Origin of the sequence: Vibrio sp. TRT 17S01 (assembly GCF_050113695.1) — a bacterium.
In the GTDB taxonomy this organism is placed as follows: domain Bacteria; phylum Pseudomonadota; class Gammaproteobacteria; order Enterobacterales; family Vibrionaceae; genus Vibrio.
This window is the reverse complement of record NZ_JBNJOG010000008.1, coordinates 136316-149023: the sequence shown is the minus strand read 5'-3', so window position 1 is coordinate 149023 and position 12708 is coordinate 136316. Positions and strand designations below refer to the sequence as shown.

12 protein-coding genes are annotated in these 12708 nt (G+C 47.6%); 7 read left to right on the top strand and 5 right to left on the bottom strand.

All coding sequences use genetic code 11. The features are described from left to right. The first annotated feature begins 48 nt into the window (after positions 1-48). Positions 49-600, top strand: a complete 552-nt coding sequence (locus ACQEXS_RS14145; protein WP_427014257.1) for a DUF2301 domain-containing membrane protein — start codon at positions 49-51, stop codon at positions 598-600. Positions 601-604: 4 nt separating this feature from the next. Here ACQEXS_RS14145 and ACQEXS_RS14140 read toward each other — a convergent pair whose 3' ends face one another. The 5 genes from ACQEXS_RS14140 to ACQEXS_RS14120 are packed head-to-tail and all read right to left on the bottom strand — an operon-like array spanning position 605 to position 5577. Next, complete coding sequence (locus ACQEXS_RS14140) at positions 605-1513, bottom strand: hydroxymethylglutaryl-CoA lyase (RefSeq protein ID WP_427014290.1); 909 nt, start codon at positions 1511-1513, stop codon at positions 605-607. Beyond that, positions 1500-2333: an enoyl-CoA hydratase-related protein gene (locus tag ACQEXS_RS14135; protein WP_427014256.1), complete on the bottom strand. Its 834-nt coding sequence runs from the start codon at positions 2331-2333 to the stop codon at positions 1500-1502. The genes ACQEXS_RS14140 and ACQEXS_RS14135 overlap by 14 nt, the downstream gene beginning before the upstream one ends. Positions 2334-2344: 11 nt before the next feature. Then, entirely contained in the window at positions 2345-3946 is a 1602-nt protein-coding gene (locus tag ACQEXS_RS14130) for a carboxyl transferase domain-containing protein (RefSeq protein ID WP_427014255.1), read from the bottom strand. Positions 3947-3979: 33 nt separating this feature from the next. Next, positions 3980-5149 carry an isovaleryl-CoA dehydrogenase gene (locus ACQEXS_RS14125; protein ID WP_427014254.1) on the bottom strand — a complete coding sequence of 390 codons (1170 nt, stop codon included), beginning with the start codon at positions 5147-5149 and terminating at the stop codon, positions 3980-3982. Between the two features lie 50 nt (positions 5150-5199). Further along, positions 5200-5577, bottom strand: coding sequence for a MerR family transcriptional regulator (locus tag ACQEXS_RS14120; RefSeq protein ID WP_367990066.1), 378 nt, complete (start codon positions 5575-5577; stop codon positions 5200-5202). Between the two features lie 251 nt (positions 5578-5828). Here ACQEXS_RS14120 and ACQEXS_RS14115 point away from each other — a divergent pair, with 251 nt between their 5' ends. The 6 genes from ACQEXS_RS14115 (at position 5829) to mmsB (ending at position 12707) form a co-directional block, all read left to right on the top strand. Next, positions 5829-7052: a thiolase family protein gene (locus ACQEXS_RS14115; RefSeq protein ID WP_427014253.1), complete on the top strand. Its 1224-nt coding sequence runs from the start codon at positions 5829-5831 to the stop codon at positions 7050-7052. Between the two features lie 49 nt (positions 7053-7101). After that, positions 7102-8595 (top strand): CoA-acylating methylmalonate-semialdehyde dehydrogenase, encoded by a 1494-nt coding sequence (locus tag ACQEXS_RS14110; RefSeq protein WP_427014252.1) that lies wholly within the window; start codon positions 7102-7104, stop codon positions 8593-8595. Between the two features lie 63 nt (positions 8596-8658). Beyond that, positions 8659-9813, top strand: a complete 1155-nt coding sequence (locus ACQEXS_RS14105; protein ID WP_427014251.1) for an acyl-CoA dehydrogenase family protein — start codon at positions 8659-8661, stop codon at positions 9811-9813. A gap of 30 nt (positions 9814-9843) precedes the next feature. Next, positions 9844-10632, top strand: a complete 789-nt coding sequence (locus ACQEXS_RS14100) for an enoyl-CoA hydratase (RefSeq protein WP_427014250.1) — start codon at positions 9844-9846, stop codon at positions 10630-10632. 19 nt (positions 10633-10651) lie between these two features. Then, on the top strand, positions 10652-11788 hold the full coding sequence (locus ACQEXS_RS14095) for an enoyl-CoA hydratase/isomerase family protein (RefSeq protein ID WP_427014249.1): 1137 nt from the start codon (positions 10652-10654) through the stop codon (positions 11786-11788). 10 nt (positions 11789-11798) lie between these two features. Further along, positions 11799-12707, top strand: a complete 909-nt coding sequence (gene mmsB / locus ACQEXS_RS14090) for a 3-hydroxyisobutyrate dehydrogenase (protein ID WP_427014248.1) — start codon at positions 11799-11801, stop codon at positions 12705-12707. Position 12708: the final 1 nt, after the last annotated feature.

Genomic DNA, 12708 nt, shown 5'->3' with positions numbered 1-12708 from the left:
TTACTTTGATACTATTGTGCACTTAGGTGGATGTTATTAGAGCACATTATGGCGAACCCAGAATACAAAGAAACATTGGATGGTCTTGATAAACTCAGTGTTTGTCTTTATCGCATAGGTATTAGCTTATTTTCTTTATCGATATTACTGCTTGCGGGGGCTTTGTCTGGCAAGATTGAAGGGCTGATTGGCTTCACTGATACAGCGTTGTTAATGATTGCAGCTTCTGCGGCACTGTGTGCGGCGAATATTCATGTTTACAGCAAACATGTACGAGCGGCTATCAGTTGGTCAGCTTGGATTGGGTTAGCCTTGATGATCAGCGATCCAGAACAGGTTCGCACGGGCATGTCTCTCGGGTTTATTTTTATCACTTTTTCCGGTATTGCTTTAAAAGAGTCGTTCTGTTTTAAGGTGTTTGGCCTAAAGGCGGTTCCTGTCCTACTCGCCATTTCTGCGTTTACGATATGGTTTGCACAACCGATGATCGCATCCGGTGCACTTGCTTTTTCTTCACTTGTTATGGGCTACCTTTCTTTTGCTAAATGGCGCATGCCATTGCATTTTGATATTGGGATAAAGTCCAACTATGAGGTGTAGTAAGTTAGTTGTGTCGGGTATGAGAGGTGTAAGCTAGGGCGACTTTAGACGTCGGTTTCCGCTTGAGTTTTTGGTTAATAAACCGACCCGCTTCAATGACTTTATCCATATCTATCCCGGTGTTAATCCCTAACCCACGGCAAAGGTATAATACATCTTCCGTCGCGACATTCCCGGCTGAACCACGTGCGTACGGGCATCCACCTAACCCAGACACGCTGCTGTCGATCACCCGTATTCCCATTTGTAGCGCTTGGTAGATATTAGGCAGCGCTTGTCCCCATGTGTCATGAAAATGGACCGCAAGGTGCGACGCAGGAACTTCATTTGACACGGCTTCAATCATTTTAGCGATACGTAAAGGTGTTCCTGTTCCTATCGTATCTCCGAGAGATATTTCGTAGCAGCCCATTTCAAACAGGTGCTTGGCAACGGTGGCAACTTGTTTTGGCGTTGTGAATCCGTCATAGGGGCATTCTGCTACACAGGATAAATAGCCACGTACTTTGATGTTATTTTGCTTGGCTTTTTCAATCACAGGTGCGAATCGTTCTAAGCTTTGAGCGATGGAACAATTGAGGTTTTGCTGGCTAAAACCTTCGGATGCAGACGCAAACACGGCGACCTGATCAGCTTTGGCATGAAGCGCAAGATCAAGGCCTTTTAGATTTGGCGTGAGAGCGGAATAAATTACACCAGTTTGACGTGATATTTGAGTAAGGACAGCATCTGAGTCTGCCATTTGTGGCACCCATTTCGGGGAGACGAAAGCACCTGCTTCAATATGTGTCAAACCCGTTTGTGACAGTTGATTAATCAACGCAACTTTGTCACGAGTTGCAATTTTTACTTCATTTTGCAAACCATCACGCGCGCCGACTTCGACAATAGTGACCGAGTCAGGAAGTTGGATGTTCATCTTCATCATCTCCGGTTGTCCTGACCCAACTCGCAGGGCGTTGCGAAAAGAAGGCGTCTAATCCTTCCTGTCCGTGTTTGGAAACACGTATGTCGGCAATTAGCTGACTGGTATGGTTGATAAGAGCGTCGTCGATGGTTTGCTGATAACACTTAGCGCACAGCAATTTCGTTTGGGTTATGGCCGCAGGGCTGTTTTTAAGGATGTGCTTAATAAGGGGAGAGAGTGCGCTGTCTAATGTTCCAGCGTCGACCAGTTCGTGGATCAAGCCGATGTCCTTTGCGGTTTGAGCAGTGATGGTTTCGGCAGTCAGCATATAACGTCGCGAATGGCGGTTTCCTATTGCGCGATGCACATAGGGCGCGATAGTGGCAGGGAGCAATCCTAGCTTCACTTCGCTTAGGCAAAATCGAGAGCGATCTTCAGCGATCGCAATGTCACAACAACATATGAGTCCCAGAGCTCCGCCATAGGCGCACCCATGAACAAGGGCAATCGTTGGGTGAGGAAAGGTATCGAGCGTTCGCATTAAGTGAGCCAAAGCGCGTGCATCACTTAAGTTTGTTTCATGGCTTTGTTGTGCCATTGACTTCATCCAGTGCAGATCGGCACCAGCGGAAAAATGTTTTCCGTTGGCACGCAATATCAATATTCGAACATTAGGCAGTTGCTGAAGTTGTTTGAGCTGGTTGGTGAGGTCCGCAATGAGTTGATCGTCAAATGCATTGTGTTTCTCGATTCGATTTAACGTTAATGTCGCAACACCGTAGTCATTAACCTCACACAATGGATCGTTCTGTTGTTCTGTGGACATAAGTTGGTTCCCTACATGCGAAAAATACCAAATTGGCTCTCTTGAATGGGGGCATTTTGTGTTGCCGATAGCGCTTGAGAAAGTACCTTTCTGGTCTCTTTGGGGTCGATAATGCCATCGTCCCACAAGCGCGCACTGGCGTAGAAAGGGTGACCTTCTGATTCATATCGTTTGATCACCGACTTGCGAAAGGTTTGCTTGTCTTCATCACTCCAATTCTCTGCGTGACGATGTAACTTATTTTGTTTTACTTGGACGAGAACGCCAGCGGCCTGCTCACCGCCCATCACCGAGATCCGTGCGTTTGGCCACATCCAAATCATGGTGGGATCGTAAGCTCGCCCGCACATGCCATAGTTTCCTGCACCATAAGAACCACCGATAATCACGGTAAATTTGGGGACGTCAGCACAGGCCACGGCCATCACCAGTTTGGCGCCATCTTTGGCAATACCGTGTTCCTCAGCTTTTTTACCAACCATAAATCCAGTGATATTTTGCAAAAAGAGCAGTGGGATCTTTCGTTTGGCACACAGCTGAATAAAGTGTGCGCCTTTTTGGGCTGACTCTGAAAATAAAATGCCGTTATTTGCCACAATACCGATGGGGAAGCCGTTGAGCTGGGCGAAACCACAAACAAGCGTGGCACCATAGAGAGCTTTAAACTCATCAAAGTTGGAATCGTCCACAAGCCGGGCTATCACTTCTCTAACATCAAAAGAAAGTCTTAAATCGGCATTGACGATGCCATAGAGCTCATCATCGTCATAACGAGGAGGTAGAGCCGATGTCGAAGGTGAAATCCCCGCAGCATGGGCACTGCACACGGCTTCACGAGCTAAGGTAAAAGCGTGGGCTTCGCTTTCAGCATAATAGTCAGCGACGCCCGATTTTCTGCAATGAACATCAGCGCCGCCTAATGCTTCTTCAGTGACCACTTCACCAGTCGCGGCTTTGACTAAAGGAGGGCCGGCCAAGAAAATGGTGCCTTGCTCTTTCACGATAATAGACACATCCGCCATCGCCGGAATGTACGCGCCACCTGCGGTACAGGGGCCAAGCACAATCGCGATTTGCGGAATACCTAAGGCAGACATCCGCGCTTGATTGAAAAATATGCGACCAAAGTGTTCTTTATCAGGGAAAACCTCGGCTTGGTGAGGCAGGTTTGCGCCTCCGGAGTCAACCAAGTATAGGCAAGGTAAGTGACAGCGCTGAGCGATCTCCTGTGCTCTTAAATGTTTCTTCACCGTAAGTGGGTAGTAGGTACCGCCTTTAACCGAGGGATCATTTGCCACGATCATGCATTGCACATTGTTAATCAATCCAATACCAGCCACAACACCAGCACATGGTACGTTTTCGTCGTAAACGCGCCATGCAGCAAATGCGCCGATTTCGAGAAAATGACTGTCTTTATCCAGCAGAGCCTTAATGCGTTCTCGAACAGGAATTTTCCCCTTGCTTCTTTGTCGTTCCATGGCTTTGGTGCCACCGCCCAGTTTTATCGCCGCTAAGTTTGAGTTTAGGTTCGTCACCAACTCAGACATGATGCTGTGATTGCTTTGATACAATTCGGATTCTGGTTTGATTCTGCTTTGAATAATGGCCATGTGTTTCTCCAATAAAGGCAGTAACCCAATGAATTAATGAGACTCGTCAAACAGCTCTCGGCCGATCAACATTCGCCGTATTTCAGAAGTACCAGCACCAATCTCATACAATTTGGCGTCACGCAGAAGACGGCCCGCAGGGAATTCATTGATATAACCATTGCCGCCCAAAAGTTGAATGGCATCGAGTGCAATTTGGGTGGCCAGTTCAGCGCTATAGAGAATGGCTCCTGCGGCATCTTTGCGTGTGGTTTCACCGCGGTCGCAGGCTGATGCAACGGCATAAACGTAAGCTCTGGCAGCATTGGTGCGTGTGTACATGTCGGCAAGTTTGGCTTGAACTAACTGAAACTCGCCGATGGATTGGCCAAACTGTTTACGATCATGAATATATGGCACAACCAAGTCTAAGCATGCCTGCATGATCCCAAGTGGGCCACCTGCGAGTACGACGCGCTCATAGTCGAGCCCACTCATAAGCACTTCGACACCGTGATTTACTTGGCCAAGCACATTGTCTATAGGAACTTTGCAGTTTTCGAAAACCAGCTCACTGGTGTTTGAGCCCCGCATACCCAGTTTGTCGAGTTTCTGAGCATGATTAAATCCAGCAAATTTGCGCTCGATGATAAAAGCCGTAATGCCACGCGAACCTGCCGCTGGATCGGTTTTGGCGTACACCACTAACACATCTGCGTCTGGGCCGTTAGTGATCCACATTTTGTTGCCGTTAAGGACAAAATGATCGCCGTGCAAATCCGCTTTTAATTGCATACTGACCACGTCAGAGCCAGCATTAGCTTCACTCATAGCCAGTGCGCCGACATGACTTCCATCGATGAGTCTGGGCAAGAATTTTTTGCGCTGATTAGAATTCCCGTTACGAAAGATTTGGTTAACGCAGAGATTGGAGTGGGCACCGTAGCTTAGGCCAACAGAGGCTGAGGCTCGGCTGATTTCTTCCATTGCGATGGTGTGAGCCAAATACCCCATACCCGCACCGCCGAGTGTTTCATCGACAGTGATGCCGAGCAGCCCCATTTCCCCAAGCTTTTGCCATAGCGGGGTGGGGAATTGGTTGTCTCGATCAATATCAGCTGCGATTGGCGCAATATGCTCTGCGGCAAACGCATTCACATGTTCTCGCAGTAAATTGAGGGTTTCGTCATGACCAAAATTTAGTGCGCTATAGTGACTCTTCATAATCTCTCCTCAGCGTAGACGAGAGCGTATGAATGAACCATTCAATTGAATTAGCTGACCTCAGTGCGTTTTAAGGCTTCCTCACAACGCAGCTTTGCTGTATTCAGTTCATCCATTACGACGCGAATATCATCCAGTTGTCTCTGCAATAATGCTTGTCTCTCATCAATGATCTTGAGCATTTTGATCAATTGATTTTCACTCTGGTGGGTATCGTAAAGCGCAAACAGTTCTTTGATTTCGGCAAGGGAAAACCCCAACCTTTTGCCGCGTAAGATAAGTTTAAGGCGCACTTTGTCCCGGCGCTGATAAACACGAATTTTCCCTTTGCGATCGGGCTGAATTAAGCCGACATCTTCATAAAATCGAATGCTTCGGGTTGTGATATCAAACTCTTTTGCAAGTTCACTGATCTTAAATGTTTCCACCTGATGACGTTCTCCAATCATGTAAATTAATTTGGCTTCAAAAAAACTGCTTATTTAACAAGGCATTTTCTAAATCTAACTGTGTTATCGGTTTGTTTGTTGACGTTTACGTAAATGTTAGTGCTATGCTTACGTAAACGTCAAGTTTGAAATCCGGATAGGTTGTTGGTAGGTCGATAGATAAGAAATTCACGCTCATGCGCTTTTTTCTCTTCTGCCATTTCGAATAGTGAGGATACCGAGAAGACGTCATGGAAAATGAAATTTGGATTGTTGCAGCAAAACGAACACCAATTGGTAGCTTTCAAGGAAAGTTAGCGAAATTTTCAGCTCCAGAGCTGGGGCAGTATGCGATTAAAGGTGCGCTAGCTACTGATGCATGTTTGAGCTCGCTGGTGGATGAAGTGTACATGGGGTGCGTGCTTCCTGCCGGCATCGGCCAAGCGCCAGCAAGACAAGCGGCTTTAGGGGCTGGGTTGGGCGATCATGTTGCCTGTACCACCATCAACAAAGTTTGTGGCTCCGGGATGAAGGCAGTCATGCTGGCTTATGATTTGATCAAGGCGGGCACCATTCGTTCAGCTGTGGCTGGTGGAATGGAGAGTATGACCAATGCGCCTTATTTGCTTAAAGACAGTCGCAAAGGGATGCGAATGGGGCACAGCACGGCTTTTGACCATATGTTTCTGGATGGATTACAAGATGCTTACGAAGGCGAGCTTATGGGCGTTTATGCTCAGAGCACGGCCGACAAATTCCAATACACACGTGAACAGATGGATGCTTGGGCCAAAACGTCATTGACGAGGACGTTAAATGCTCAGGAGCAATCGCTTTTTGATGATGAAATCATGTCAATTACTATTCTGAATAAGCGGGACAACCGTGAAGAAGTGTTGGATTTTGATGAGCACCCAACCACGATAAACCCAAATAAAATTCCCATGCTTAGGCCAGCGTTTGATGCCAATGGTACCGTCACTGCGGCCAACTCAAGCGCAATTTCAGATGGTGCAGCGGCACTGGTGGTAATGCAGGCGGAACAGGCGCAAAACAATGGCTTGTCTCCACTCGCTATTATTCGCGGTCATACCTCACATGCACGCCAACCTGCAGAATTTACCATCGCGCCTGTTTATGCCATTGAACAGCTTTTGTCACAGCTTGATTGGGCAGTGGATGAGGTGGACTTATGGGAAATCAACGAGGCATTTGCGGTTGTGACTCAAATTGCGACTCAACAGCTCGGTATTTCTCAAGATAAGGTGAACGTAAAAGGTGGCGCATGTGCGATAGGCCATCCTATTGGTGCTAGCGGAGCAAGGATTATTGTTACGTTAACGCATGCGCTGCGGCAGTTACAACAAGCGGATTCCGAATCGAATCATGGTGAAAGAAAGGTGATGCGTGGTGTGGCATCACTCTGTATCGGTGGCGGAGAAGCGACCGCTATTGGAATCGAGATACCGGTTTAACCTGAATGGCTATACACATGTGATAGCCAGAAAGCATAAGGACAACACTATGTCACAACCAGTGCCATTATTTATTGCGGGAGCGTTTCGTCAATCAAACACCGAAACGTGGATTGAAGTTACGAACCCAGCAACCAATCAAGAAATTGCTATGTTGCCATGTGCCACCGAGGATGAAATGGCTGAGGCCGTCGCGAATGCGGCTCAGGTTTTTGAAACGTGGAAAGAAGTTGCTGTGTCTGTACGCGCAAGGCTGATGCTGCGCTACCAACAATTGTTAAAAGAGCACCACGATGAACTGGCCGAGTTGCTGTCTCAAGAAACTGGTAAGATCATTGCCGATGCGAAAGGGGATGTATGGCGTGGTATTGAGGTGGTGGAACAAGCCGCCAATATCGCCAGCAATATGATGGGCGAAACCGTTGAGAATGTGGCGACGGATATTGATAGTTACTCGATGATCCAGCCACTCGGTGTTTGTTGCGGCATTACACCATTCAACTTCCCTGCAATGATCCCACTCTGGATGTTTCCTATCGCCATCGCCGCTGGGAACACCTTTGTCCTAAAGCCTTCTGAGCAAGTACCGTTAACCTCCATCCGGCTCGCGCAATTGTTTGAGCAAGCAGGTGCTCCGAAAGGTGTGTTGCAAATTGTGCATGGCCGCAAAGAGCAGGTGGATTACCTACTGTCACATCCTGATGTTCGTACTGTGTCGTTTGTCGGATCGGTTGCTGTGGCGCAGTATATTTACACCGAGGCCACGCGGCACTTTAAACGGGTTCAAGCTTTTGCCGGAGCCAAAAATCATATGGTTGTGATGCCAGATGCGAACAAGCAGCAGGTCATCAACAACCTTGTTGGTTCATCCATCGGTGCAGCGGGTCAGCGCTGTATGGCGATTTCGGTGGCGGTATTTGTTGGCAGTTCAAAGGCGTGGATTGGTGAACTTCGCGATGAAATGGCAAAAATGCGTCCCGGTGCTTGGGATGATGAGAATGCTGCTTATGGCCCCTTGATTAGTCAGCAAGCGAAGCTGCGCGTATTAAGGTTAATCGAGGAAGGGAAATCTCAGGGTGCTCGATGTGAATTGGACGGAAGCCAGTGCGGTGTTGATGGTTTTCCTGAGGGGAACTGGGTTGGTCCAACGCTATTTAGCGGTGTGACTACCGACATGTCGGTTTACCAAGAAGAAATCTTTGGGCCAGTTCTACTGTGTATGGAAGTTGAAACCCTAGAAGAGGCGATTGCGCTGATCAACGCCAACCCTTATGGAAATGGGACGTCTATTTTTACTGCGTGCGGCGCTGCTGCACGCAAATACCAGCACCAAATTCAAGTGGGTCAGGTTGGGATCAATGTGCCAATCCCGGTTCCATTGCCTTTCTTTTCTTTTACCGGTTGGCGAGGCAGTTTCTATGGCGATCTGCACGCTTATGGGAAACAAGCTGTTCGTTTTTATACCGAAACAAAAACGGTGACGGCGCGATGGTTCGATGATGATATTCCAACAGGCCCAAACTTAACGATCCAGCTTAAATAGTGGCTGATTCATCGGGGTACGTGTTTATGACCATCAATAAGTGGACGTTAAAAGGGGCGCGAAATGGATTTTGAGTTAAACGAAGATCAAAGAGCGTTTGCCGATACAGCAAGGCAGTTTGCGCAGGAGCGGCTTGCGCCAATGGCCGCTGAATGGGATGAAAAACAGCATTTCCCAGTGGATGTGTTACGCGAAGCAGGCGAGTTAGGTTTTATGAGCCTCTATACACCGGAAGCGCAAGGCGGTCTTGGACTGAGCCGTTTGGATTCATCGATTATTTTTGAGCAACTCGCGATGGGTTGTACCTCAACCACAGCCTTTATGACCATTCACAATATGGTGAGTTGGATGGTGGCGTCGTTTGGTTCAAAAGAGGTACAAGAAACCTACTGTCCGAAGTTAGTCACTGGCGAGTATTTAGGGTCTTACTGTTTAACGGAACCCAATGCAGGCTCAGATGCCGCTTCGCTAACAACAACGGCCAAAAGAATGGGTGATTATTATGTGCTAAACGGCAGCAAAGCGTTTATTTCCGGCGCAGGTGAAACCCAAATATTAGTGGTGATGGCGCGAACTTCTGACGAAAAAGCCAAAGGTATCTCTGCCTTTGTGGTACCAGCGGATGCAGAAGGGATTAGCTATGGCAGGAAAGAGCCTAAAATGGGTTGGAACAGCCAGCCCACCCGAATGATCACGTTCGACAAGGTTTCCATTCCCGCCAGCCACCTTTTAGGCCAAGAGGGCGAAGGATTTACTTTCGCGATGAAAGGGTTAGATGGTGGGCGGATCAATATTGCAACCTGTTCTTTAGGAACGGCGCAACAAGCACTAGATAACACTAAGCAATACTTGCATGAACGAAGACAATTTGCCAAGCCATTGGCTGATTTTCAAGGACTACAATTTAGATTGGCAGACATGGCCACGGAGTTGGTGGCTGCGCGCCAATTAGTTCGCTACGCCGCCAGCAAGCTGGATGCAGGCAGTAATGATGCGACCGCTTATTGTGCAATGGCAAAACGTTTTGCGACTGATGTGGGTTTTAAAGTGTGTGATCAGGCGCTGCAGTTACATGGGGGCTATGGATATATCCGAGAGTATCCGCTGGAGCGCTATTTTCGTGATGTTCGGGTGCATCAGATACTGGAAGGTACTAATGAAATCATGCGCTTGATTATCGCCCGCCGATTATTAAAGGAAAGTGCAGAGCTACTTTAAGTTCAGCCGTCATTAACCAAGGAGTGAGTGATGCCACAGTCTGAAATAGCTGCAATTGAGTCTCGAATCGAAGGTCATGTTGCTGTGATCACCATGAACAATCCTCCTGCGAATACCTGGACAGCAGAGAGTCTCATGGTATTAAAACAGCTTATCCTTTCGTTAAATAAAGATAGAAACATCTATGCCTTAGTCCTAACGGGGCAAGGTGAGAAATTTTTCTCAGCAGGGGCCGACCTGAATTTGTTTGCAAGTGGTGATAAGTCAGTTGCTGTCACGATGTCGCGCATTTTTGGCGAAGCATTCGAAACGCTGTCTGCGTTTCGTGGCGTCTCGATTGCCGCAATTAACGGCTACGCCATGGGCGGTGGACTTGAAGTCGCACTCGCTTGTGATATTCGTATTGTCGAAGAGCAAGCGGTGATGGCACTACCGGAAGCGAAAGTCGGGTTATTGCCTTGTGCTGGAGGAACGCAGAATCTCACTGCGTTGGTGGGAGAAGGTTGGGCCAAACGGGTCATTTTATGTGGCGAGCAACTTTGTGCAGAAAAAGCGTACAAGATTGGTTTGGTGGAAGAAGTTGTGGCAAAAGGCCAGTCGCTAGAGACAGCAATTGCATTAGCCAGCTCGGTATCTAATCAGTCTCCTTCGTCAGTTGCTGCTTGTAAAACATTGATCCAAAACACAAGAAATGCGCCGTTATCACATGGGTTGGTGAAAGAGCGAGAACTGTTTATCAACCTGTTTGATACCGAAGATCAGCAGGAAGGCGTTCAAGCGTTTCTAGAAAAACGAAAAGCACAATGGAAGAACCAATGAAAATCAGGTTGGAGGCTTTATGGTCGATAGGGTGAGTTTTGAAGAACGTTATTGTAGTGATGGTCAGCATAAAATTGGCATTGCGACACTCGACAACGCTACATCACTCAACGCGCTAACACTGACGATGCTCAAGCAGCTCAATGAGCAGCTAAAGGCTTGGGAAGATGACGCGCATCTTGTCTGTGTGTTCATGCAAGGTGCGGGTGAAAGAGCATTTTGCGCTGGTGGCGATGTGCGGACGATGCACAACGTGATGCGAGACAAAACAAAGCAAGAAACCCAAGACTTCTGCACCGAGTTTTTTACCGTCGAATACGAATGTGACTATCGCATTCATACTTATTCTAAACCCATTATTGGTTGGGGTGATGGCATCGTTATGGGCGGTGGAATGGGGCTTTTTATGGGAACGAGCCATAAGATCGTCACTCCAGCCTCACGTTTAGCCATGCCAGAGATCAACATTGGTCTTTACCCTGATGTGGGCGGTACATGGTTTCTTAATCAATTGGATGAAAGAGTCGGGCTGTTTTTGGGCTTAACAGGTGCATCAGTAAATGCTTGTGATGCGCTATCGATTAATATGGCTGATCATTTTTTATTGTCCGAGCAAAAAGAAGATCTCATTAAAACGCTGCAAGGTACGCATTGGAATAAGAAAGCGGATGCCCATCTTGCGGTGACCGAAGTGATCGAAGCCTTATCACGCCAGTTTCGAGACAACATGCCAGTCAGTCAGATGACTTTGTATCTTCCAACCATCAAGCAGATTTGTTCAGGTGAGGATCTTGGTGTGATGTGCGAACAAATTTTGTCATTGAAGGGGGACAGCAAATGGCTGTCTCAGGCAAAACATACTTTAGCTGAAGGCAGTGCGATTACCGCTCATATATGCTTTCGTCAGGTTACTTGCTGTCACACATTATCATTGGCCGAGTGTTTTCAAGTGGAGCTCAATCTTTCCGTTAGAAGTGCGCTGCTTGGCGAGTTTCAAGAAGGCGTTAGAGCGCGGCTCATAGACAAAGATGGTCAACCTAACTGGATGTTTAATAGCGTTAATACGGTTGATGAAAAGGTGATTGACGAGCTCTTCACCTCTTTGTGGCCGGAAGGTGAGCATCCATTAAAAGATCTTGGGCAGGAAGCAGAATAGGGGGAAACAAATGAACACAATTGCCTTTATTGGCCTCGGTAACATGGGGGGCCCCATGGCAGCAAACTTACTCGCTGCCGGTAAGCAAGTACAAGTGTTTGACCTCAATACAGCGGCAACGGAAAGTGTTGCTGCGCAGGGAGCAAAAGTTGCAGGCAGTGCCGAGGAAGTGGTTGCGGGAGCCGATGTAGTGATCACTATGCTTCCGGCTGGCGAGCATGTTCGCGCGGTGTATCTAGGCGATCATAGTGGTGGTGTGGGGCTACTAAAGCTAGTGGCACAAAATACCTTTTTGATTGACTCATCAACCATTGACCCAGATTCCGCAAGGTTAGTAGCAAGTGAGGCTGAAAAGCATGGTATTGAGTTTGTCGACGCACCCGTTTCTGGTGGTGTAGCAGGCGCAAAGGCAGGCACATTAACCTTTATTGTTGGTGGTAGTGATACTGCATTCACTAAAGCTGAGCAGGTTTTAACCCATATGGGTAAAAACATCTTCCACGCCGGTAAGGCTGGTGACGGACAGATGGGTAAAATCTGCAATAACCTGATGCTCGGAATTTTGATGTCCGGTACTTGTGAAGCGCTTAATCTGGGTATTGATAATGGGCTCGACCCTCAAGTGTTGTCGAATATTATGTTGCAGAGCTCAGGGCGTAACTGGGCATTGGAACTTTACAACCCATGCCCGGGGATCATGGAAAATTCACCGGCAAGTAATCAGTATCAACCGGGTTTTATGGCTAAACTGATGCTAAAAGATCTTGGTCTTAGCTTGGAAGCCGCATCTAAGAGCCAATCCTCTATTCCAATGGGGGCGCTGGCAAGAAACTTATATGCATTTCATAACGCGAATGGCAATGAAGAGCTAGACTTTTCAAGTTTGTTTGAATTTTACAGCCAACAGTCGAAGCCTTAAT